The 23,507-nt window shown below is 70.6% G+C and carries 20 protein-coding genes; 13 read left to right on the plus strand and 7 right to left on the minus strand.

The genetic code is table 11. From position 1 onward, the window contains the following. The 5 genes from J7E89_RS09545 to J7E89_RS09565 form a co-directional block, all read left to right on the plus strand. Positions 1–2,153 (plus strand): M36 family metallopeptidase (locus J7E89_RS09545; protein ID WP_214971086.1); only part of this gene is annotated, 2,153 nt, incomplete at its 5' end. Then, on the plus strand, positions 2,150–2,692 hold the full coding sequence (locus tag J7E89_RS09550; RefSeq protein WP_214971088.1) for a hypothetical protein: 543 nt from the start codon (positions 2,150–2,152) through the stop codon (positions 2,690–2,692). The genes J7E89_RS09545 and J7E89_RS09550, both read left to right, overlap by 4 nt. A gap of 71 nt (positions 2,693–2,763) precedes the next feature. Beyond that, a complete protein-coding gene (locus J7E89_RS09555; RefSeq protein ID WP_214971091.1) occupies positions 2,764–3,669 on the plus strand; it encodes a LysR family transcriptional regulator in 906 nt (301 codons plus the stop codon). 88 nt (positions 3,670–3,757) lie between these two features. Beyond that, entirely contained in the window at positions 3,758–4,360 is a 603-nt protein-coding gene (locus J7E89_RS09560) for a cysteine dioxygenase family protein (RefSeq protein WP_214971094.1), read from the plus strand. A 238-nt stretch (positions 4,361–4,598) separates the two neighbouring features. Next, positions 4,599–7,229 (plus strand): AAA family ATPase, encoded by a 2,631-nt coding sequence (locus J7E89_RS09565; RefSeq protein ID WP_251060330.1) that lies wholly within the window; start codon positions 4,599–4,601, stop codon positions 7,227–7,229. Positions 7,230–7,324: 95 nt separating this feature from the next. Here the strand turns inward: J7E89_RS09565 and J7E89_RS09570 are convergent, their stop codons facing one another. From J7E89_RS09570 to J7E89_RS09585, 4 genes are all read right to left on the minus strand, one after another. After that, positions 7,325–8,599 carry an MFS transporter gene (locus J7E89_RS09570; RefSeq protein ID WP_214971097.1) on the minus strand — a complete coding sequence of 425 codons (1,275 nt, stop codon included), beginning with the start codon at positions 8,597–8,599 and terminating at the stop codon, positions 7,325–7,327. Between the two features lie 45 nt (positions 8,600–8,644). After that, positions 8,645–9,940 carry an SGNH/GDSL hydrolase family protein gene (locus tag J7E89_RS09575; RefSeq protein WP_214971100.1) on the minus strand — a complete coding sequence of 432 codons (1,296 nt, stop codon included), beginning with the start codon at positions 9,938–9,940 and terminating at the stop codon, positions 8,645–8,647. Between the two features lie 120 nt (positions 9,941–10,060). Continuing rightward, the gene (locus J7E89_RS09580) at positions 10,061–10,507 is read right to left on the minus strand and encodes a hypothetical protein (RefSeq protein ID WP_251060331.1); all 447 of its coding nucleotides are present in this window, start codon (positions 10,505–10,507) and stop codon (positions 10,061–10,063) included. An 8-nt stretch (positions 10,508–10,515) separates the two neighbouring features. Next, positions 10,516–10,956 carry an ATP-binding protein gene (locus tag J7E89_RS09585; protein ID WP_214971103.1) on the minus strand — a complete coding sequence of 147 codons (441 nt, stop codon included), beginning with the start codon at positions 10,954–10,956 and terminating at the stop codon, positions 10,516–10,518. 206 nt (positions 10,957–11,162) lie between these two features. Between J7E89_RS09585 and J7E89_RS09590 the strand changes: the two genes are divergently transcribed. Genes J7E89_RS09590 through J7E89_RS09600 form a run of 3 tightly spaced genes read left to right on the plus strand, consistent with a single transcriptional unit; the run spans position 11,163 to position 13,133 of the window. After that, on the plus strand, positions 11,163–12,032 hold the full coding sequence (locus J7E89_RS09590) for a helix-turn-helix transcriptional regulator (protein WP_214971106.1): 870 nt from the start codon (positions 11,163–11,165) through the stop codon (positions 12,030–12,032). Between the two features lies 1 nt (position 12,033). Beyond that, positions 12,034–12,270 (plus strand): DUF397 domain-containing protein, encoded by a 237-nt coding sequence (locus J7E89_RS09595; protein ID WP_214971109.1) that lies wholly within the window; start codon positions 12,034–12,036, stop codon positions 12,268–12,270. 53 nt (positions 12,271–12,323) lie between these two features. Then, complete coding sequence (locus tag J7E89_RS09600; RefSeq protein ID WP_214971112.1) at positions 12,324–13,133, plus strand: SAM-dependent methyltransferase; 810 nt, start codon at positions 12,324–12,326, stop codon at positions 13,131–13,133. A 211-nt stretch (positions 13,134–13,344) separates the two neighbouring features. Here J7E89_RS09600 and xylB read toward each other — a convergent pair whose 3' ends face one another. Then, positions 13,345–14,823: a xylulokinase gene (gene xylB, locus J7E89_RS09605; RefSeq protein ID WP_214971115.1), complete on the minus strand. Its 1,479-nt coding sequence runs from the start codon at positions 14,821–14,823 to the stop codon at positions 13,345–13,347. Between the two features lie 99 nt (positions 14,824–14,922). On the opposite strand from xylB, the gene xylA reads away from it, so the two are divergent. From xylA to J7E89_RS09620, 3 genes are all read left to right on the plus strand, one after another. Continuing rightward, positions 14,923–16,095, plus strand: coding sequence for a xylose isomerase (xylA, locus tag J7E89_RS09610; protein WP_214971117.1), 1,173 nt, complete (start codon positions 14,923–14,925; stop codon positions 16,093–16,095). Positions 16,096–16,239: 144 nt separating this feature from the next. Next, on the plus strand, positions 16,240–16,851 hold the full coding sequence (locus J7E89_RS09615) for a flavodoxin family protein (protein WP_214971120.1): 612 nt from the start codon (positions 16,240–16,242) through the stop codon (positions 16,849–16,851). After that, the gene (locus J7E89_RS09620; RefSeq protein WP_214971123.1) at positions 16,848–17,396 is read left to right on the plus strand and encodes a hypothetical protein; all 549 of its coding nucleotides are present in this window, start codon (positions 16,848–16,850) and stop codon (positions 17,394–17,396) included. Before J7E89_RS09615 ends, J7E89_RS09620 begins: the two co-directional genes overlap by 4 nt. Positions 17,397–17,410: 14 nt before the next feature. Here the strand turns inward: J7E89_RS09620 and J7E89_RS09625 are convergent, their stop codons facing one another. Further along, positions 17,411–18,616: an ROK family transcriptional regulator gene (locus J7E89_RS09625; RefSeq protein ID WP_214971126.1), complete on the minus strand. Its 1,206-nt coding sequence runs from the start codon at positions 18,614–18,616 to the stop codon at positions 17,411–17,413. 324 nt (positions 18,617–18,940) lie between these two features. Between J7E89_RS09625 and J7E89_RS09630 the strand changes: the two genes are divergently transcribed. Next, positions 18,941–20,389 (plus strand): nucleobase:cation symporter-2 family protein, encoded by a 1,449-nt coding sequence (locus J7E89_RS09630; RefSeq protein WP_214971129.1) that lies wholly within the window; start codon positions 18,941–18,943, stop codon positions 20,387–20,389. A gap of 74 nt (positions 20,390–20,463) precedes the next feature. On the opposite strand, the gene J7E89_RS09635 is transcribed toward J7E89_RS09630, so the two are convergent. After that, entirely contained in the window at positions 20,464–21,186 is a 723-nt protein-coding gene (locus J7E89_RS09635; protein ID WP_214971132.1) for a transcriptional regulator, read from the minus strand. Between the two features lie 222 nt (positions 21,187–21,408). Between J7E89_RS09635 and ligA the strand changes: the two genes are divergently transcribed. After that, a complete protein-coding gene (ligA, locus tag J7E89_RS09640) occupies positions 21,409–23,490 on the plus strand; it encodes an NAD-dependent DNA ligase LigA (RefSeq protein ID WP_214971135.1) in 2,082 nt (693 codons plus the stop codon). The last annotated feature ends 17 nt before the right edge of the window (positions 23,491–23,507 follow it).

Raw genomic sequence — 23,507 nt, forward strand, 5'->3', positions numbered from 1 at the left:
CAGCCGGGAGAGCACTTCAATACACGAACCGCTTGCACGACTTCCTGTACGGGCTCGGTTTCGACGAGGCTTCCGGCAATTTCCAGGAGGACAACCTCGGGAACGGCGGCGCCGGCGGGGACCGCGTGCAGGTGTACGTCGACTACAACGCCAACGGGTCGAGCGCCTGCAACGCCAACTTCGGCACCCCGCCCGACGGCCAGAACCCCACCATGCGGCTCTTCGTCGGCCGCACCTCCTGCGGGCAGCTCAACACCCACCGCGGAATGAACGGCGACACCGTCGCGCACGAGTACAGCCACGGGCTGTCCCACCGGCTCGTCGGTGGCGGCGACCTGGGCGGCGGTGTGCAGACCGGAGCGCTCGGCGAGGGCTGGAGCGACGCGGTCGCCACGACGATGTGGAACGACCCGGTGTACGGCGAGTATAGCAACGGCTCCGCCACCGGCATTCGCCGCTTCGCGTACAACAACAGCCCGCTCACGTACGCCGACCTCTGCGACGACGGCACGTGTTCCGTCCACCAGGACGGTGAGATCTGGGCCAGCACGATGTGGGACGTGCGCAGCGCGCTCGTCGGCGCGCACGGCAGCGCGACGGGCAAGCAGCGGCACGAGCAGCTGATGGTCGACGGGATGAAGCTGACGCCGTCCACGCCGGACTTCCTGGACGCCCGCGACGGCATCCTCGCCGCCGACCGCGCCAACTACGGCAGTGCGAACCAGTGCCTGCTGTGGGGCGCCTTCGCCGCGCGCGGTATGGGCGCGAGCGCCACCTCGCCCAGCCAGCGCGAGGTGCACCCGGCGACCGACTACCCCGCGAGCTGCCGGCCGACCGCCGACGCGGGCGGCCCGTACACCACCGAGGAAGGCGCCGACGTACGGCTGGACGCGAGCGGCAGCACGAGTCCGGGTGGCGGCGGCTCGTACGCCTGGGACTTCGACGGCGACGGAGCGTACGACGACGCGACAGGGGCCTCCCCGCTCTTCGACCGGGTCGGGCAGGACGGTACGTACACGGTCGGGCTGCGGGTCGGGAACGCCGCCGGATCGAGTACCGACACCGCGACCGTGACCGTCACCAATGTCGCGCCCGCTATCAGCTTCACGGTCGCCGGCCCGCGTGAGGAGGGCGGCAGGCTCATGGCCACGGGCACGGTCACCGACCCCGGCTGGCTGGACCCGCTCACCGCCACCATCGACCCCGGTGACGGCAAGCCCGTACCGCTGGGCGGGAAGTTGGAGAACGGACGGCCTGATGCGACGCTCAGCTTCAGCAAGGAGCTGGTGTTCGGCGACAACGGCACCTTCACTGTGAAGGTCTGCGGAAGCGACGACGACACGTCCACGTGCCGCGACGCCGAGATCACCGTCGCGAACGTGGATCCGACCGCCGCGATCGACACGTCGGGAGCGGTCGAACTGGCCGGAGGTCGGACGATCGTCGTACATGCGGGGAAGGAGCGCACCTTCGACGCGCGCGTGAGCGATCCCGGGAGCGACGACGAGACCATGACGTGGGCGTGGGGCGATGGTACGCCCGCCACCTCGACCACTTCGCTCGTCAACCCGCCGGACCCTGACCCGGCCCGCAGCCCGAGCGTCCAGCCGCGTGATGTGACCGACGCGCAGGGGCACACGTACGACAAGCCGTGCCTGTACGGCGTGTCCTTCACCGCCCGTGACGACGACGGCGGCACCGCGTCCGATCGCGTGCCGGTGATCGTTCAGGGGAACGCGCATTTGTCGCTCCTGGCCGACGTCTGGTACGTCAAGTACCTGACCGGGGATCTGACGGGACTCGGGAAGGAGCGGCTCGACTGCTATGTGAAGACCGTGCAGCACGCCAGTGCGGTCTTCTCCGAGACCGTCGACGTGTCCACGCGGGAGAAGGCGGCGGACACGCTCTTCCTCGCCCTGCTCGACCCGAAGCGTGCCTTCGACCGCCAACTGCTGGCTGCCTGGCTGAACTTCGCGAACGGGTCCTTCGAAGCGGGCGAAAAGGTCGACACTGATGGTGACCTGAAGGCGGACACGCCGTTCCTGGAGGCGGTCCAGCAGGCTGAGAAGGTACGGCTCGACCCGGATACGACACGGAAGGAACTCGCCGCGCAGGCGAAGATTTTGACGTGCATCAACGTCCCGCTCGTATGACACGAGTTCTGACGCGGGTACGCCCGTTCCGCGCGGCTGCCGTCACCCTGATCCTGGGGGTGGCGGCAGCCGCGTGCACGGACCTGCCCGAGCCGTCCGGCGGTGGCAGGACCACGGCCGCCACGACCGCCGCGACTGCCCCGACCACCGCGACTGCCCGTCCCTCGCCCTCCAGGACGGCCGAGCTGCCGTCGCCGTCGCCGTCACAGCCGTCGCCCTCGCAGCCGTCCTCGTCGCTGCCGTCGTCGCCAGTTCCGTCCGCCTCGTCGCTCGTCCTCACCGAGGACGACAGCGGCCGCACGGTGACCCTCAGCAGCGGCGTAACGGCGCACCTCCGGCTCGACAGCCGCCGGCGCTGGACGTCCCCCGCGGTCGAAGGCGGCGGCGCCGCCGTGGTGCTCGTACCGGTCGACTACGAAACCGACCCGGGCTTCCGTGAATGGGAGGTCCGGGCGGTCCGCCCGGGCGACGCCGAAATCCGCACCACCGGACACCCGGGCCCCAGCCGCATACGCATCACCGTCCACGTCACCGACTGAGTCGATTTGGCCGTCCATCACGGCCGAAGAAGTGATGTTCGCGCATCCCAAATTCTGCTTATGCTCCACGGGTGTTCGATACGCGGCACATCAAGACATTCCATGAAGTGGTCAGGACCGGCTCCTACTCCGCGGCCGCCCGCGCCCTCGGATACACGCAACCCGCGATCACCCAGCAGATGAAGGCGCTCGAACGCGACGTCGGTACGCCCTTGTTCACCCGCTTCGGGCGCGGCCTGCGGCTGACCGAAGCCGGGGAGACACTGTCGCGGCACGCGACCGTCATCCTCGACGACATGTCCGCCGCGCGGCAGCAGGTGAGCTCCCTCACCCGGCTGCGCGCCGGGCGCGTGCGCGTCTGCGCCTTCCCCAGCGCCAACGCCACCCTCGTCCCCGAGGCCATGGCCCTGCTGGCCGTCGGCCACCCGGGGATCGGCGTGGAACTCCTGGAGGACGAGCCGCCCGAGTCGCTGCGGCGCCTGGTGAGCGGTGAATGCGACATTACGCTCGCCTTCACCTATCCGGGGCTGCGCGAAGACGTACCGGACGAGGTGATGGAAGTACCGCTGATGGAAGACCAGTTGCTGGTGCTGCTGCCAACCGGTCACCCGCTGGCGCGGCGCCGTGCCGTGCGGCTGGCCGACTGCGCGGACGAGCGCTGGATCGCGGGCTGCCCGCGCTGCCGCGTCCACTTCCTGCACGAGTGCGCCGAACAGGGCTTCGCGCCCGACATCGCCTTCACCACGGACGACAACCTTGTGGTGCAGAGTCTTGTCGCGGAGGGGCTCGGCGTCGCCATGATGCCGGGCCTGGTGCTCGACTTCCTCCGCCACCCGAAAGTGGCGGGGCGTGCGTTGCAGCCGGCGTCCCGGCGGCAGATTTCGGCGTACGTCCTGCGCGAGCACCTGCGGATTCCGGCCACGTCGCTGGTCCTCGGAGAGCTCAAGGCGGTCGCGGAGAACAAGATCGGCTGCTGACAACGCCCCCAATTCATAAGCGGAGCTTGGCCGATGCCGCACAAGCCCTCCTTGGACGTCGCGGGCCGGGCGCCGCGAGGGTGCGGGTATGACCTCTTCGGCTTTTTCGACCGCAGTGACCTCAGCTCCCTCAGTCACGGCAGGGCGTACGACCGCCCGCCTCGCCGTCCTGATCTCCGAAGTCCGCGAGGCCGTCGGCCTCGGCCTGCCGCCCGACCCGACGGCGTACCTCGTCGGCGAGCGGCTCGCGCCGCACCTCGGCGCCGACGACCTGCTCACCGCGGGGCAGCGCGCGAGCGATCCGGAGCGCTACCGCCAGCATCTGCTGCACGCGGAGCGTGACGGGAGCTTCTCGGTCGTCGCACTCGTCTGGCTGCCCGGCCAGCGCACTCCGGTGCACGACCATGTGGCGTGGTGCACGACCGGCGTCCACGCGGGCGCCGAACACGAGCGGCGCTACCGGCTCGTCCCGTCCTGTGACGGCACCGCGGCGCGGCTGGTCCCCACGGCCGACATCGTCAACCCGCAGGGAACGGTGTGCGGGTTCGCACCGCCCAGTGACATCCACCGGGTGTGGAACGCGGGCACGGACGTGGCGATTTCCCTGCATGTGTACGGCGCGGACCTGTCACGCCTCGGCACGAGCGTCCGCCGCGTGTACGAGCCGGGTGACGAGCGGCAGACCCATTGACACGCGCGGGAACGCGCGGGAGGAGGGGCATCTCCGTGGCGGTGGTCTTTCTGTGCCGGTTGTATACGACCCGGACCGACCGCACACTGACCGGAGGCCCAGAATCCGGAATCCGGGCGGACCAGTGACGGAGCACCAGGTAACGGTCGTTCACTCGTACCGGACCAAAGTGCGCGGATAGATTCCACCCGCCGCCCTGCCCAGCTACGCTCGAGATCCGCCAAGGTTTTGGGGAGGGATGATGGTGTCCGGCCCGGAGCACCCGGTCACCGTCCCGCTGCTGGAACGCGAGACGGAACTCGCCGCCGCCGCACACGCCGTCGAAGCGCTGTGCGCGGACGTGCCTGCCGGTGGAGTTCTCGTCTTCAGCGGCGAGGCCGGCCTGGGCAAGACAGCGCTGCTGTCCGAGATTCGGCGACTCGCCGAGGGACGGTGCGCGGTGTGGTCCGCGCGAGGTGGCGCGACCGTCACCTCCGTCCCCTTCCACGTCGTACGGCAACTCCTGCAGCCCGCGATCGCGCTGCCCGGCGCGGTGGACGCCAGGGAGCTGCTCGGCGACGGGTACGAGATCATCGGCCCCGCGCTCGGCGTGGCGCCGCCCGACGGCCGGGCCGACCCCCAGGGCGTCCGTGACGGCCTGGACGCCCTGCTTCTGCGCCTGGCAGCCGCGCACCGGCCGCTGGTCCTGATCGTCGACGACGCGCACTGGAGCGACCTGGAGACGCTCGGCTGGCTGGCGTCGTTCGTCCAGCGCGAGGACCTTCCCGTGCTCGTCGTCATCGCGTACCGCACCGAGGAACCCACCGGCGACACCGCGGAGTTCATCCGCGCGATGGAAGCCGCCGCCCGGCATTGCGTCTCCCTGCGGGCGCTCACCCCCGACGCCGTGGCGAACCTCGCACGGGCCGCCCTCGGCGAGCACGCGGACGATCCGTTCTGCCGTGAGGTGTGGGCCGTCACCGGCGGCAACCTTTACGAGACCGTGGAGCTCATCGCCAAGGTGTGCGACGAACGTCTGGACCCCGTCGAGGGTTCCGCGGGCGCCCTGCGCGCCCTCGGCGCGTCCGCGCGCGGCACCGGCCTGATCGCCCGGCTCGAAGAACTGGGCACCGCCACCACCAGGTTCGCCTGGGCGGCCGCCATTCTCGGCACGGAGATTTCGCTGGACCTGGCCGCATCGCTCGCCGGGCTGGGGCGGGCAAATGCAGCCGACTGCGCCGAACGGCTGCGCGCGGCACGCATCCTCGCGGGCATGGACCCGATGGAGTTCGTCCACCCGCTCATCGCGGGCGCCGTCTACCGTGCCATTCCACCGGCCACCCGCACCGCTATGCACGGCCAGGCCGCCTGGGCCGTCACGCAGGCGGGCAGGGGCGCGGCGGCCGCCGCCAGGCACCTCCTCGAAGTCCACCCGGACGACGACCCGGAACTGGTGGCCCAGCTGCGCGAAGCCGCGTCCGAGCACCTCGCCGTCGGTGCTCCGGACGCCGCGAGGCGCTGTCTGGAGCGCGCCGTCAAGGAGCCTCCGCTGCCGCAAGAGCATGCTTCGGTGCTGTACGAACTGGGCTGCGCCACCCTCCTGACCTCGCCCGCCACCACGGTGGGCCACCTGCGGGCCGCCCTCGGCATGCCGGGCCTGGACGCCGCTCAGCGTGTGGACGCGGTCTTCCGGCTGTCCCAGGCACTCACCCACAACAACCAGACACGGGAAGCGGCGCAGGTCGTGGCCGCCGAGGTCGCCAGGACCGCCCCCGGCCCGGACCGGATGCGGCTCCAGGCCGTGTACTTCCTGTGGGAGGGCGTCCAGGCGGTCGAGGACGACGGGCCCGGCCGCTCCCGGCGCCTCGCCGCGATGACCGACGGCCTTCAGGGCCGCGACAACTCCGAACGCGCGCTGCTCATACTCAGGGCTTTCGACGGAACCGCACGCGGGGAAAGCGCAGAGGAGATCGTGCAGATCTCCGACCGCGCCCTGGTGGACGGCAGGCTCGCGCCCGGCCTCGGCTGGACCAACACCGCCTGGGGCTTCGAGCCGCCGGCGCTGCTCGGCCTCACGTACGCCTTCGCGGACCGGCTCGACCGGGCCGAGCGCCTCTTCGACGAGGCACTGCGCGCCTTCGAGATCTCCGGCTGGAGCGGCGGCCATCTCGCCTTCGCCCACGCCCTCGTCGGCTACTTGCAACGCAGGCGCGGCAGGCTCGCCCAGGCGGAGATGTATCTGCGCGAGAGCCTGCGCCTCGCCGAGCGCGTCGGTAACGGCCTGCCCATTCACTGGGACGCAGCCTGCATGCTCATCGACACGCTGCTCGCACGGGGCAGGGTCGACGCCGCCCAGGAGGCGGCCGACCGCCACGAGTTCGCGCCGCCGTATCCGTCGTCGATCGTCATTCCCGACGCGCAGTGCGTACGCGGAAGGCTGCTGCTCGCCCAGGGCCGCACCAAGGAAGCCGTCGTCGAACTCGAAGCCGCGGGAGAGGCGTTGACCGCGCGCGGTCGGCACAACGGTGTCATGGCCCCCTGGGCGAGCGATCTCGCCCAGGCGGTGGCCGCCGACGACCCGGGTCGCGCCGCCGCCCTCGCCGCCTATGTGCGGGACCGCGCGGAGCGCTTCGGCACGGATACCGCCATCGGGGAATCACTGCGCTGTGCGGCTGCCCTGGAGGAGGGTGAAAAGGCGGTGGAGCTGCTGGCGAAGGCGGTCGCGTTCCTCGAAGGGTCCCCCTGTGCGTACGAGCACGCCCTGGCACGCGTCGAGTACGGCATCGCAGCGCGGTCCGAGGGCGAGCTGACCCGGGGTCTGGCCCTCGCCGAGCAGTGCAGCGCCGACGGACTGGTCAAGCGTGCCCGGGGAGCGCTGCGTTCGCTCTGAGGAACGGCTGAAGAGCGTGCCCGGGAACGCCTATTGAACGTTCCCGGGACGCTTTGAAGAACGTTCCCGGGAACGTTCAAAGACCGTTCCCGGGATCAGCGCTCCAGCTCCTTGTGCGCGCTCTCGGGAAGCCGCGAGTACACCGCCGTGGACACCAGGCAGAGGGCTGCGACGTACCACGGGAACAGCCCCGGGCGGCCCAGCTCCTTGAACAGCGTGCCCACATAGGGCGCCGTACCGCCGAAGAGCGCGACCGTGAGGGAGTACGGGAAACCGATGCCGGCGGCGCGGACCCTGGCCGGGAAGATCTCCGCGTTGACCGCCGCCGAGATCGAGGTGAAACCGGTGAGCAGGACCATTCCGGCGCACTGCACCAGCAGCAGCGATGTGAACGAACCGTTGATGGAGCGCAGCAGCGGCACGCTCAGCAGCGCGAACCCGATACCGAAGAACAGCAGCAGCGGCTTGCGCCCGTAACGGTCGGACAGCAGCCCGCCGACCGGCTGGAGCAGCGCGAAGAAGGCCAGCGAGATGGTGCCGGCGAGCAGTGCGTCGGACTTCGCGATGCCCGCGTTGAGTTCGGCGTACGTCGGCAGATAGGACGTCCAGGTGTAGTACGCGATGGTGCCGCCCGCCGTGATGCCGCAGATCAGCAGCGACTGGCGCGGGTGGTGCCGCAGGGCGTCGAAGAGCCCCGGGCGCGGCTTGTGCCCGTCCTCGGTGGCGAGCGTCTCCTCGGCTCCGCGCCGGATCCAGAACCCGACGAGGCTGAGCGCCGCGCCCACGACGAACGGAACGCGCCACCCCCACCCCTCCATCGCCCCTTCACTGAGGCCCGCGACGAGCGCGGCGGCGATCCCGGACACGGCGAGCTGCCCCGCCGTCGTGGACACGTACTGGAAGCTCGAGAAGAGACCCCGCCGGCCCGGGCCGGCGGACTCGACCAGGAAGGTGGTCGAAGCGGCGAACTCACCACCCACGGACAGTCCCTGGAGCAGGCGCGCGACGACCAGCACCACGGGAGCGAGGACACCCGCGGAAGCGTACGTCGGTGTCAGGCCGACCAGCAGACTGCTGCCGCCCATCAGGAGAATGGTGACGGTGAGCGCGGCACGCCGCCCGCGCCGGTCCGCCACGGCGCCCATCAACAGCCCGCCGACCGGCCGCATGAAGAAGCCGACGGCGAAGACGGCGAAGGTGGAGAGCAGGGGGACGAGGGAATTCCCGGAGCCCCTGGGAAATATCTGGCCGGCGATATAGGTCGCGAGGAAGGTGTACGCGTACCAGTCGTACCACTCCACGGCATTGCCGACAGAGGCCGCGAGCAGCTGCCGGACGGGGCGGCGCGCGGCGGCGAGGGTCTGTGTCATGATCACGACCCTCCCCCGGTGCGAACGCCCCCAATCACCAGTGGTCTAACGCCTGGAACAGCGCAGGCTCTTCAGATCGACCGTGTCCGCCATCGTCCGCATCCCCAGGTCGTTGGGGTGCAGATGGTCGCCGCTGTTGTACGCCGGAAGGATACGGGTCGGCGCGGCCGGGTCCATGACCGCCTTGTCGAAGTCGACGACCGCGTCGAACGCGCCGCTGTCACGGATGAAAGCATTGACCTCCTGCCGTACGGCCTCTCCTGCCGGCGTCCACTCCCGCCAGCCCTCGTACGGCATGACCGTCGCCCCGACGACGCACACGCCGGCAGCGTGCGACCTGTCGACGATCTGCCGGTAGCCGGCGATCAGTTCGGCGGCTGTCGGCGCGGGGACGGCCTTGATGTCGTTGACCCCTTCGAGCAGCACCATGGTGCGCACGCCGTGCTGCGAGAGCACGTCCCGGTCGAGGCGCTTGAGCGCGCTCTCGCCGGAGCCGTCCTTGAGGACCTTATTGCCCGAGATGCCCTCGTTGGCAACGCCCTTGACGCGCGAGCCGGGGTCCGCGTCCAGCCTGCGGGCCAGGAAGTCCGGCCAGCGGCGGTTGGTGTCGCGGGTGGAGATCGCACCGTCGGTGATCGAGTCGCCGAGCGTGGCCACGGCGCCCGTGCCGCGCCGGGCGCCCACGGTCACGGCGTCGAGGTAGAACCACGAGGTGATCTTCTGGGTGTAGGGCGCGGCGGAGTCGTCGGCGGCGTGGTCGCCGACGGGTGCGATGTACGACGTCTGCAGGGCCATCTTGTGGCCGGTCGCGGCGCCGCCCGCGCTCTGTACGTACAGGCTGACGGCCAGGTCGGACTGCGGCCGTACGGTGCCGGGCAGCGGGTCGCTGTAGACCGATCCGCCGGGCGGGACGGTCACCGACGGCGATCCGGCGAAGGACAGTGGCCGATTGGTGCCCGGCACCAGCGCGGCGCCGGTGGACCGCAGACCGGCGTACGCGCGGCCGAAGGTCACCGGCTGGGTGCCGAACGCGTTGGAGAGCCGGACGCGCAGCCCGCTGCCGCCCGCGCTGGTGCGTACGACGAGCCGGTACGTACGCTCAGGGGCGGCGCCTGCGGTGGACAGCCGGTCCGTGCTGGCGGCCCACGTGACGACGGGCGTTCTGCCCGCCTCGACGGTCGCGGTCCCGGGCGGGGGCGTGGGCTCGGCGGCGGCGGGCGGCCCCGAGGCGAGAACCGTTCCGATCGCGACGGCGACGGCGGTGACGGCGGTCAGGGCGGCGTGCAGGGTGGTGTGCTTGGTGGCGTGCTTGGTGTGTCTGCGTAACGTGGGTCTGTTCATGGCGCGGAGATTCCTCCCCTGAGCTGGGCATGCCAGAACCGGCACTCAGGGAATTGACTCGCGGCCCGCCGTGCGTTGTCCAGGGTGCGAAACTGGAACGGCTGTTCGCGCGGAAGCGGGTCAGGACCCCTGACGCGGCACAGTGGACCACGCCGGAGCGGTGCCCGCGACCCGGCAGACCATCAGGTAGAGCGGAATCGGCGGTGTGTACGGCGCGCCGCCTTCCGGTGAGTGAATCAGGCGCGGACGCGTCGCGGGTACGTACGCCCCGGGGACGTAACGGGCGGGCTGCGGCCAGACGAGTCCCAGGTCCGACTCGGCCGGCACGATCCACCACCACCAGTCGGCGTCGGCGAAGACGCACCCCGGCCGGGACAGATGCGCCATCATCCGGAACCCGTGCCGCGCGGGAAGCCCCACCGCGTCACAGCCGAGCGGCGCCGACAGCCCGGGCGGCACGGGCAGACGGACCCGTCCGTTGCCCTGCCCGCCGTCCTGATCGACGCTCTGTACGCCGCTCCCTTGCCGCCGGGCGCGCGACAGTCGCCCCGCCGGCAGGCTGGTCATCACGGACCTCAGCAAGGAAGCTCCGCCCAGACGATGCGCCCGGGACCGTCCGCCGCATCGCGCGTTCCCCAGAAGCTGCTCAGGGTGTCGACGAGTTGCAGCCCGCGCCCGTGTTCCTCGTCGCCGGCCTGGCGCAGTTGCGGGCCGGTGGGGCGCAGTCCCTGGTCCTTCACGGCGACACGCAAGCGGCCGTCACTGTCACGCAGTTCGCAGACGACCTGTTCGCTCGCGGTGTGCAGTACGGCATTGGTGAACAGTTCGGAGACGATCAGTGCGGCCGTGTCACAGGCATCCTCGCCGACGCCCCACTGCGCCAGCTGTTGCCTGGTCAGGCGCCTGGCGGCAGCGACGAATTCCGCTCGTGCCGGCAGCTCGAACCCGTACCGCCGTATGGCCGTTCCACGGCATCGGTCCATGAGCTGGGGGACGAGCGCAGTGCCTGGTGCCACGAGCGTTTCCTCACGGTGGGGGCAGCGCCGGGCAGCTGCTTCCCCCTCGGTGGGCAGTGCGCGGCATCCGCGTGAACTGGTTCACAACCCAACTCTCCCTCTGAATGCGACACTTGGCAAGGGTCACTATGAAAATTTCAGAGTGTCGTTTCTTTGGTCGCGACCGCGTGGCACACTGCTCGCAACAGCCCATGGGGAGGTCTGAAGTGAGTGAACCGAGGTCCGCCCCGACGGTGGGTCAGGTCGTTCTCGGGAAGCGCCTGCTGGACCTGCGCGAGAGAGCCGGCCTGAGCCGCGAACAGGCCGCCAAGGTCCTCCGCGTCACGCCGGCCACCATCCGCAGGATGGAGACGGCCGAGGTCGCGCTCAAGATCCCCTACGTGCAGCTCCTGCTGCAGGCGTACGGGCACTCGGCGCACGACATCGACTCCTTCGTCGAGCTGGCCGAGGAGGCGAACAAGCCCGGCTGGTGGCAGCGGTTCCACGGCATCCTGCCCGACTGGTTCAGCATGTACGTCAGCCTGGAGGGCGCCGCGTCGCTCATCAGGGCGTACGAGCCGCAGTTCGTGCCGGGTCTTCTGCAGACCGAGAGTTACGCCCGCGCCATCATGCGCGGCGGAGCCATCGGCCAGACCAGTGCCGGGGCCGCCGACGCCATCGAGCGGCATGTCGCCCTGCGCATGGAGCGCCAGAGCCTCCTCACCCGCCCCGACGCCCCGAAGTTCTGGGTCGTCATGGACGAGACGGTACTGCGCCGGCCGGTCGGCAGCCCGGATGTGCTGGGGGAGCAGATCGACCGTCTCCTGGAGGCCGCCGAAATGCCGAATGTCACCCTGCAGGTCGTCGAGTTCGCGACGGGGCACCACCCCGGGACCTACGGCCCGTTCGTCCTCTTCCGCTTCGCCGTACCGGAACTCCCGGACATGGTCTACAGCGAGTACCTGACCGGCGCCGTCTATCTCGACGCGCGCCCCGAGGTGGCGGCCCACCTCGAGGTCATGGACCGCATGGCGGCTCAGGCCGCGACTGCACAACGCACAAAGGAGATCCTCAAAAATCTCCGCAAGGAGCTATGAGATGGACCGGATATACAACGGCATGCCCGCGAATGACCTGCCCGCCGAGGGCTGGTACAAGCCGTGGAGCGGCGGCAATGGCGGCAACTGCATCGAAGCGATGAAGCTGGCGGACGGCAGGGTCGCCGTCCGCCAGTCCGCCGATCCCGAAGGTCCCGCGCTCATCTACACGCCCGGCGAGATCGCCGCCTTCATCCGGGGAGCGAAGGCCGGCCAGGCGGACTTCCTCCTCACCTGAGCCACGTTCACAGCTCACCGTTCACCGTTCACCCGCGACCCATGGAGCGCCGTATGACCGGGCAAGACCACCCCGCCGTCGAGATCGACACCAGCAAGCCGCACCCGGCGCGCATGTACGACTGGTTTCTGGGCGGCAAGGACAACTACCCGGTCGACGAGGAGATGGCGCGCCAGCTCCTCACCCTCGACTCCCGGGGGCGCGACATGGCGCGCGTCAATCGGGCGTTCATGCACCGTGCCACGCGCTGGCTCGCCGAGAACGGCGTATTACAGTTCCTCGACATCGGTACGGGCATACCGACCGAGCCGAACCTTCATCAGATCGCCCAGCGGACCGCTCCCGACGCGCGCATCGTGTACTGCGACAACGACCCGATCGTGCTCGCTCACGCGGAGGCACTGCTGCGCTCCACGCCGGAGGGTGCCACCGAGTACATCCAGGCGGACGCCCGTGAACCCGACGTCATCCTGGAGCGGGCCGGCAAGACGCTCGACTTCACGAAGCCGGTCGCGCTCTCGCTTGTCGCGCTGCTGCACTTCGTGGGCGACGAGGACGGTGCGCAGGCGCTGGTGAACCGGCTGATGGACCGGCTGGCGTCCGGCAGCTACCTCGTCCTGTCCCACGTCACCGGGGACTTCGACCCGGAGGGCGCGGCGAAGGCGGCCGCGCTGTACGCCGCCAAGGGGCTCACCCTGCGGCCGCGCTCGCGCGAGGAGTTCGCCGAGTTCTTCACCGGCCTCGAGCTCGTCGACCCGGGAGTCTCATTGGCCGCGGACTGGCGGCCGGAGCTGGGCGAAGTGGTACCGGTCGCGGGCGACGACCCGATCCCGGGCTACACGGGCGTGGCCCGAAAGGTCTGACGCGGCGGTGGGTTGGGGGCGGCGTGCGGGTGCGGGTGCGGGTGCGGGTGCGGGTGCCTGCGGCGCTTTCCCCTACCCGCCCCTTCCCGAAACTGGGGGCAAGCCCCCAGCCCCCAGACAACACTGACGCCCTGCGGGCGTGTCCTCAAACGCCGGACGGGCTGGATTTCCAGCCCGTCCGGCGGAACAAGCCCCGCGGGGTCCGTCCGCCCTAGCCGGGGGATCCGCCGGGCGTGAGGCCGTCGAGTACCGACGTGACGCGGTGCCAAGTGGCCAAGTCGCGTTCCATCGGCGGGACATCCGTGCCCCCACTCACGCCCCAGCCGGTGGAAACCGTCACCGCGTCCGCCCGGCCCGCCGCCCCCGCGGCAAGCGCCGCCGCCCCCAGTGCGACCAACTCGCCCGCTTCGGGGATCAGCAGCGGGCGGCCGGAGAGGCGGCGTACCGTCTCCACCCACGTACGCCCCCGCGCCCCGCCCCCGACCAGCCGCAGCGGACGCGACGCGATCGCGGGGTCGGCGGGATCCAGGCCGCACGCGAGGAGTACCTCGTCGAGGGCCCGCAGCACCGTCACCGCCGCGCCCTCGTACGCCGCGCCCAGGACCTGCTGCGGGGTGGTGTCGTGGCGCAGGCCGGTCAGGAGGCCGGAGGCGGCGGGCAGGTCGGGGGTGCGTTCCCCGTCGAGGTACGGGAGAAGCACCGCCTCACCGCCCGGCGCCGCGTCGTCGCGGTCCAGGCCCAGCAGGGCCGCGACCTTGTCGACGGCCAGTGTGCAGTTCAAGGTGCAGGCGAGCGGCAGATACGTACCGTCGGCGGCGGCGAAACCGGCCAGCGCGGCCGACGCCGGCCGCGTGCGGGTCGCCGCGAACACCGTGCCGGAGGTGCCCAGGCTGAGCACCGGGTGGTCCAGGAGTCCGGCGCCGCCCAGCCCGAGCCCCACCGCTGCGGCCATGTTGTCGCCCGTACCCGCCGCGACAGCGATCCCGGCGGGCAGGCTGAGCAGCGCGGCCGCCGCCCGGGTGAGGGAGCCGATGCGGGTGGCGCCAGTCGGGGCGACGGGCGGCAGCAGTTTCTCGTCCAGGCCGACCAGGCCGAGGAGTTCGGCGTCGTACGCGCCGGTGGCGGTGGAGTACCAGCAGGTGCCCGAGGCGTCGCCCGGGTCGGTCGCGGCCACCCCGGCCAGCCGCTCGGTGAGGAAGTCGTGGGGGAGGCGTACGGCGGCGGCCGACTCGGCGGCGTACGGCTCGTTCTCGCGCAGCCACTGCCACTTCGCGGCCGTCATGGAGGCGACAGGGACCGATCCGGTACGCGCCGTCCACGCGGCCGGGCCGCCAAGCGCCCGGGTGAGGGCGGCGGCCTGCGGGGCCGAACGGGTGTCGTTCCACAGCAGGGCGGGGCGCAGGGGCCGTCCCGCGCGGTCGAGGACGACCAGGCCGTGCTGCTGGCCCGCGACCGCGATACCGGCGACGGCGGAAGCCGCTACGCCCGAGTCCCGCAGTCCGTCGGCCACGGCCTCGCCCAGCGCCTGCCACCACACCTCGGGGTCACTCTCGCGCGCACCCGACCCGCCCGTGACCCGGTGCGGCGCGCGCCCCAGGGCCAGCAGCCGGCCGCTCGTGGCGTCGACGAACGCCGCTTTCGTGGACTGCGTGGAACTGTCCACACCGATGACGACCGTGCTCGGCGGCATGGGATTCCTCATTTCCTCGGCGTCGTGCCTTCTGCGGAACAGATTGGTCGTGCAGTATTAGTCATGTCAACAAACAAATCCCGATGGAGGCCGAGTCACATGTCGGAGCGCTTCACCCCCACCCCCGACGACAAGTTCACTTTCGGTCTGTGGACCGTCGGCTGGCAGGGCGTCGATCCGTTCGGTACGGCGACCCGCCCGGCCCTCGACCCGGTCGAGTCCGTCCAGCGCCTGGCCGAGCTGGGCGCGCACGGCGTCACCTTCCACGACGATGACCTCATCCCCTTCGGCTCCTCGGACGCCGAGCGGGAGGCGTGCGTCAAGCGGTTCCGCCAGGCACTGGACGCCACCGGCATGAAGGTGCCGATGGCCACCACCAACCTCTTCACCCACCCGGTCTTCAAGGACGGCGCGTTCACCGCCAACGACCGCGACGTACGCCGCTACGCCCTGCGCAAGACGGTCCGCAACATCGACCTCGCCGTCGAACTCGGAGCCACCACCTACGTCGCCTGGGGCGGCCGGGAGGGCGCCGAGTCCGGCGCCGCGAAGGACGTGCGCGTAGCACTCGACCGTATGAAGGAGGCCTTCGACCTCCTCGGTGAGTACGTCACCGAACAGGGCTACGACCTGCGCTTCGCCATCGAACCGAAGCCGAACGAGCCGCGCGGCGACATCCTGCTCCCCACCATCGGCCACGCGCTCGCCTTCATCGAGCGCCTGGAACGCCCCGAATTGGTCGGTGTGAACCCCGAGACGGGTCACGAGCAGATGGCCGGGCTCAACTTCCCGCACGGCATCGCCCAGGCCCTGTGGGCGGGCAAGCTCTTCCACATCGACCTCAACGGCCAGACCGGCATCAAGTACGACCAGGACTTCCGCTTCGGCGCCGGCGACCTGCGCCAGGCCTTCTGGCTCGTCGACCTGCTGGAGACCGCCGGCTACGAAGGCCCCCGGCACTTCGACTTCAAGCCCGTACGCACCGACGGCATGGACGGAGTGTGGGCCTCCGCCGCAGGCTGCATGCGCAACTACCTGATCCTCAAGGAGCGCGCCGCGGGCTTCCGCGCCGACCCGGCGGTCCGGGACGCCCTGCGCGCCTCCAGGCTCGACGACCTGGCCCGCCCGACCGCCGACGACGGCCTCGCGGCGCTGCTCGCGGACCGGGGCTCGTACGAGGAGTTCGACGTTGCGGCGGCCGCCGAGCGGAGCATGGCCTTCGAGGTACTGGACCAACTGGCGCTGGACCACCTGCTGGGCGTACGCCCGTAAGGCACCTGACGGATCGGGTCAGCGGTCGGAATATCCCCGGGGGACGGGGGAGTTGGAAGCGAGGAACTCACCGACTCCCCCGGGCAGCGGCCGGCGTCACGCCACTCGGCGGCCGCTGCCCGGGGGCCCGAGACCGGAGCAGACATGACCACCGACACGCCCCGTGCCACGGACCGCTCGTTCCTCTTCGTCCTCGGCAGCTCCCGGCCCGACGGCAACACCGAGACCCTCGCGCGGGCAGCGGCCGAGCAGTTGCCCGCCGGCGTTCCGCAGCGCTGGGTGGACCTGGCCCAGCTGCCGTTGCCCGACTTCCAGGACGGGAGGCACGAGACCGACGGCTGGCCGGCCGGGGAGAGCGAGGAGATGCTGCGCAGGGCCACGCTGGAGGCCACCGACATCGTCATAGCCTCACCCCTGTACTGGTACACCCTCTCCGCGCACACCAAGCGCTACCTCGACTACTGGTCGGGCTGGCTCTCGGTGCCCGGCTCGGACTTCAAGGAGCGGATGGCGGGGCGGACCCTGTGGGGCGTGACGGTCATGGCGCACGACGACGAGGTCGTCGCCGACGGGCTGCTCACCACCCTCAACCACACGGCGGCGTACCTGCGGATGCGATTCGGCGGGGTGCTGTTCGGCAACGGTTCCAGGCCGGGTCAGGTGCGGAACGACGAGCGGGCGATGATCCGGGCCAAGACGTTCTTCCAGCGGGAGGCCTCGCTCGCCCGCTTCCCCTACGACGAGGAGACTGTGTGAATCAACCACTGTTGTTCCTCGACGTGGACGGACCGCTCAACCCGTACGCAGCCCAACCGGAGAGGCGGCCCGACGGCTACATCACCCTTCGGGTTCCCTTGGAGAACCGGGCCGCATGGGAGCCGGGAAGGCTGCGGACTCGCCTGAAGCCCCTTCGGGTGTGGCTCAACCCCGAACACGGACCAGCACTACTCGGTCTCGGCTACGAGCTGTGCTGGGCCACTACCTGGATGGGCGACGCGAACAGGTGGATCGGTCCCGCGCTCGGCCTGCCGGAACTGCCGTTCGTCGACTTCGGTGATGCCTTGCTCGCAGAACGTCCGGACGGGGTTCACTGGAAGACGGAGCCGCTGGTGGCGTACGCCAAGGGCCGGCCCTTCGCCTGGGTCGACGACGAGCAGAGCGACATCGACCATGCGCATGTGGCCGTCGGTCACAACGCCCCCGCCCTTCTCCACCACATCAATCCACGGATCGGATTGCGTACGCACGACTTCACGGCCCTCGCGGACTTCGCCTCGTCCCATGGCGTCACCTCCGGTTGAGGGGCCGGCCGCACCTACGCGTACGCCACCGGATCCGCCAGTACGTCCCGTACGACCAGTGCCGCCCCGCCGCGCGCCGCGTCCCCCGTCAGTGACGAGGCGCGGAGCCGGCCGCTGCCGGCCAGCCACAGGCCTGACACCACGCGGTGGCTCAGCTCCCGGTCGGCGGGTGGCGACAGCCACGGCATCAGTGTCCGGTAGATCCCGCCGAGGACCACCGTGTCCGGATCCAGGAGGTTCACCGCGCCGGACAGTACGAGCCCCAGCTTCGCGCCCGCCTGCCGAATCGCCGCGACGGCCTGCGCGTCCTCCGCGCGCGCCCGGGATTCGAGCTGCGCCATTCCCGGCAGCCCGGCGTTCTCGTCGATGCCCGCTGCCCGCAGCACCGCCCGCTGGCCGGCGTACTGCTCCAGGCAGCCGCGTGATCCGCAGCGGCACTCGGGCCCGTCCGGGTCGACCACCACATGCCCGATCTCGCCGGCGAAACCGTGCGCGCCGCGCAGCAGTTCACCGCCCAGGACGAGCGCGCCGCCGACGCCGATCTCGCCGCTGAGATAGAGGAACGTACGCTCCCGGCCGAGGTCGCCGAACCACAGCTCGGCCAGCGCGGCCAGATTCGCCTCGTTGTCCGAACCGACCGGCAAACGTTCCGCCAACGCCCGCGCGAAGATGTCCTGCGCCGCGACCCCGTTCCACCCCAGGTTGGGCGCCTGGCGGACCGTACCGCCGGACACCAGACCGGGCAGGGCCAGTTGTACGCCGACGGGCCGCAGGTCGAGTTCGGCCGCCGACTCCAGGGCGTGCGACGCGATCGCGGCGGCGCGTGCCAGCACGTCGGCGGGCCGGTCGCCGCGGTTGTCGGTGTGCTCGGTGAGCCGTACCCGGTCGTCTCCCGACAGGTCCGTCACGCATACCGACACATAGTCGACATTGACCTCGACGCCCAGCCCCGCCACGCCTGTACGTGCCACCTTCAGGACGGTGCCGGGCCGCCCCGCCTGCCCGCTGAACGTCTTCCCCGACTCGGTGACGAATCCGCTCTCCAGCAACTGCTCGACCAGCGAGGAGACGGCAGCCCGCGTCAGTCCCACCCGGGCCGCGACTCCGGCGCGCGTCGCCTCGCCCCCGTCGTGGACGGCGCGCAGCACCAGGCTCAGGTTGTGCCTGCGTACGGTGTCTTTGTCGGCCTTGGGTTCCAGGCGCGCGGGGTTGCTTTTCATGGCACCGAGAGCCTAAGCGACGTCGTTCGCCGGCCGGCCGCCCGGCCTGTGCGCCGGTTACTCGCGAGGAACGACAAGGTTGCTCTAAGGTGAGCGCTCCGATCGACACCGCCTGCGGATCCCATGAGTGAACCGGGCTTTGCTGTGTCAATCGAAGGAAGTCCTGTCAATCCAGGACGCAATGTGTAGTGCAGGGCGACGTGGTGTCGGCAACTCCGCCAGACGTCGGCTTCCTTACGAGCCGATCCGCCCTCCCTCCCGCCATCCGGGACTCGACGGCGGCGGTCTTCTCTCATTCACCTACCTCGCGAAGGCAAGGCAGAGATGGCACGAGTCTCCCGACAGCCCGCCCGCCAGTCAGCACGGCAGTCCGCCCGACAGCAGGTGCATCCGGTCGACCATTTGCTCCCCCTCCCCAAGCTCACCCTCTACGGCTTCCAGCACGTCCTCGCGTTCTACGCGGCAGCGGTGATCGTCCCGATCCTCCTCGGAAACGCTCTGGGCCTGTCCCAGGAGGAGCTCGTCTACCTGATCAACGCCGACCTGCTGACCTGCGGTGTCGCCTCGATCATCCAGGCCCTCGGCATCTGGAAGGTCGGCGCCAGGCTGCCTCTGGTCCAGGGCGTCACGTTCACCGCCGTATCTCCCATGATCGCCATCGGCCTCGGCGCGGGCGGCGGAACCGCCGGACTGCTCGTCGTCTACGGCGCGGTCATCACGGCGGGCATAGCGACGTTCCTCTTCGCGCCGTTCTTCAGCAAGCTGGTGAAGTACTTCCCGCCCATCGTCATCGGCACGATCCTCACCATCATCGGCCTCACGCTGATCCCGGTGGGCCTGCAGGACGCGGCCGGCGGCTCGCAGCTGATCGGCACGCCCGAGTACGGCGATCCGGTGAACCTCGCGTACGCGCTGGGCACGCTCCTGTTCATCCTGGCCCTGGTCCGGGTCGGCAAGCCGTTCCTGAGCAGCCTCGCCGTGCTCCTCGGTCTCGTCCTCGGCACCACCGTCGCCTGGCTCTTCGGCGATGCGCACTTCGGCGCGGTGACCCAGGCCGACTGGTTCGGCGTCAGTACGCCGTTCCACTACGGCATGCCGAAGTTCGAACTCCTTCCGATCATCGCCATGACCGTCGTCATGCTGATCACGATGGTGGAGACCACCGGCGACGTATACGCCATCGGGGAGATCACCCGGAAGAAGGTCGACGGCGACACGGTCGCCAGGGCGCTGCGGGCCGACGGCGTCGCGACCGTTCTCGGGGGCGTTCTGAACTCGTTCCCGTACGTGGCGTTCGCCGAGAACATCGGCCTGGTACGGATGTCCAAAGTCATGAGCCGGTACGTCGTCGTCGCGGCCGGCGTCTTCATGATCGTCCTGGGCCTGCTGCCGAAGGCCGGCAGCCTGGTCGCCGCGATTCCCCACCCCGTGCTCGGCGGTGCGGCGATCTCGATGTTCGGCATGGTCGCCGCCGTCGGCATCCAGATTCTGGGGAAGGTGGACCTGCGAGAGGAGCGCAACGCACTGATTCTCGCCGTCAGCCTCGGCGCCGCCCTGCTGCCCACCACGGTCCCGACGTTCTTCGACCGGCTGCCGGACGACGTACAGGCGGTCCTCGACAGCGGCATCACGCTGGGCGGCCTCACCGCCATCACGCTGAACCTGTTCTTCAACGTCTTCACGCGTCGCAAGGCGATGGAGATCGACTGGGACGACATGGAGGAGACCGACGGCCCGGCGGAGCCCTACGTCGGCGCCGCCGCCGGACGCTGAGCCGCGCCATCGGTTGTGGGCCGGGAGGGGCAGTCCATGCCCTCACCGGCCCACAACCGGCGTACGTCGCCGGTTCAGCGGCCCACCGCGTTGAACGGCGGCACGTCGCCCGCCTCACCGATCAGCTCCCAGAAATGGTCGACCAGCCGGCGCAGATACGCGGCTCGCTCGGCCGCGATCTCCTTGAGGCGGGCATCGTCGTTCCGGGCCACCAGGTGGCCCATATAGCGCTCGGAGAACGCCGCGAACTCCGCGTGCATCGCGCGCAGCGCGTCGCCCACCAGCGTCTCGTCGACACAGACAATCTCCGCCACCGGTGTGACATGCACCTTCCAGCGCCCGTCGATGGCCGTCCGCAGATGCCCGGCCAGCTCGTCGACCCGGCCCATGATCCCGATCAGCTTCCGCAGGGAGAGCCCCAATGCGTCCACCAGGGCCCTGGTCTGGCGTGGGTCCCCGTCCCAGCGCTGCGCCGCCTCCGCGGCCCGGTACTCGGTCGCGTCCATGCCGATGCGGTACGCCAGCCGCTCCACGCTCAGCAGCTTGGCCAGCCGGTGCTCGGCCAGCGTGCGCGGTTCGATGCCCATCAGCGTGGTCGACGTACACCACAGGACATCGGCCAGGGCGAAGAGCTGCGGCTCCGACGGCACGTGGGTGCCCTGCTCCCAGGCGGCGATCAGGTCGGGATGGGCCGGGGCACCGCACGCTGCCATGGAATGGGCGACCTGAGCCGTGGTCAGGCCCATCCGGGCGCGCGCGGCTCTGGCTTCTGCGGGGGAAAACGGAGTGCTGTACACGGACGAGACACCTCGCTGCACCCTGCGGGGGTTGGGCGCTTGGGGGGAGACGGACGGGTGGACGAACATCCAGGAGCGGGCAGATTAACAGAAGGTCCAGTGGTACGAACGGCCGACTGTCCTTCGATACGAAGGCGATACCGCCCGGCCGCCACCGGCCGCCACCGGCCGCCACTTGTCGTCACTGGCCGTTCAAGGGCGTTGTCAGTGGTGGGAGGCAGGATGAAGAGCATGACGAACACACCTGCCGTTCTCGCAAACACCACCGCATACGCCGAGGCGGTCGAGACCGCGACCCGCGCGGCCGCCGCCTACTACGTCCAGGGTGACAGCGCCCTGGACGACGACGCGTACGACCGGCTGGTGCGGGCGATCGAGGGGTACGAGCAGGCGCACCCGGACGAAGTGCTGCCCGACTCCCCGACCGGGAAGGTGGCCGGCGGCGCGGCGGTCGGGGACGTGCCGCACACCGTGGCGATGCTGTCGCTGGACAATGTGTTCTCCGCCGAGCAGTTCGCCACCTGGACGGCCTCCCTGGAGCGCAGACTCGGCCGGCCGGTGGAGCAGTGGAGCGTCGAACCCAAACTCGACGGCCTCGCCATCGCCGCCCGCTACCGGCACGGCAAGCTCGTCCAGCTCATCACGCGCGGGGACGGCACGGCGGGCGAGGACGTCTCGCACGCGATGGGCACCATCGTCGGGCTGCCCGGCGAGCTGACCGAGCCGGCCACCTTCGAGGTGCGCGGCGAAGTCCTCATGACAACCGCGCAGTTCGAGAAGGCGAACGCGGTGCGCACGGAGCACGGCGGCGAGCCGTTCGCCAATCCGCGCAACGGCGCGGCGGGCACGCTGCGCGCCAAGGAACGCCCGTACACAGTGGAGATGACGTTCTTCGCGTACGGCGCACTGCCGTTGCCCGGGTCCGGCGACCTCGGCGAAGGGCTCGCGCAGTGGCCGCACAGCGACATCCTGCGGCGGGTCGACGCGCTCGGCGTGCACACCGCGGCGGACACCGCAGTGCCGCCGCGTACGGCGGCCACGGCCGACGAGGTGCAGGCCCGGATCGAGGAGATCGCCGCCCTGCGCGCCGAGCTGCCGTTCGGTATCGACGGGATCGTCATCAAGGCCGACTCGGCCGCGGACCAGCGCGAGGCGGGGGCGGGTTCGCGTGCGCCGCGCTGGGCCATCGCGTACAAGCTCCCCGCCGTCGAGAAGGTCACGCGGCTCGTCGCCGTGGAGTGGAACGTCGGGCGTACCGGGATCATCGCGCCGCGCGCCGTCCTCGAACCGGTGGAGATCGACGGGTCCACGGTCACGTACGCCACACTGCACAACCCGGCCGACATCACCCGCCGCGACCTGCGCCTGGGCGACCAGGTGATGGTCTACAAGGCCGGCGACATCATTCCCCGCATCGAGGCGCCGGTCGCCCATCTGCGGACGGGGGAGGAGCAGCCGATCGCCTTCCCCGAGGCCTGCCCGCAGTGTGGTTCGGAGATCGACGCGAGCGAGCAGCGCTGGCGCTGTGTGCGGGGGCGCAACTGCCGGGTGGTGGCGTCCATCGCGTACGCCGTCGGGCGCGACCAGCTCGACATCGAGGGCCTCGGCACGACGCGCGTCGTCCAGCTCGTCGACGCTGGCCTGGTAAGCGACTTCGCCGACCTTTTCACCCTCACCCGTGAGCAACTCCTGACGCTGGACCGGATGGGGGAGACCAGCGCGGACAATCTGCTGGCCGGCATCGAGCTCGCGAGGACCCGGCCGCTGTCCCGAGTCCTGGCAGCACTCGGCGTGCGGGGCACGGGCCGCTCCATGTCCCGCCGTATCGCCCGGCACTTCGCGACGATGGACCACCTGCGGGCGGCGGACGCGGAGGCGGTGCAGCGGGTGGAGGGCATCGGCGTGGAGAAGGCGCCGGTGATCGTGGCTGAGCTGGCTGAACTGGGGCCGCTGATCGCCAAGCTCGTCGCGGCCGGGGTGAACATGACGGAGCCGGGGGCGACGCCTCCGGTGGAGGAGGATGCGGAGGTGGCCGAGCGGTCCGCGGGGCCGCTCGACGGCATGACGGTCGTTGTCACCGGTGCGATGACCGGCCCCCTGGAGAAGCTGAGCCGCAACCAGATGAACGAGGTCATCGAGCGCGCGGGCGGCAAGGCGTCGTCGAGCGTTTCGAAGCGTACGGCGTTGCTGGTGGCGGGGGAGAACGCGGGCTCGAAGCGCGCGAAGGCGGAAGATCTCGGCGTACGCACCGCCACCCCCGACGAGTTCGCGGCGATGGTCGCGGACGCGCTGGGGGATGCCTAGTGATCTGGTTCGGAGAT

This window comes from Streptomyces sp. ISL-100 (assembly GCF_018614615.1).
Lineage (GTDB): Bacteria > Actinomycetota > Actinomycetes > Streptomycetales > Streptomycetaceae > Streptomyces.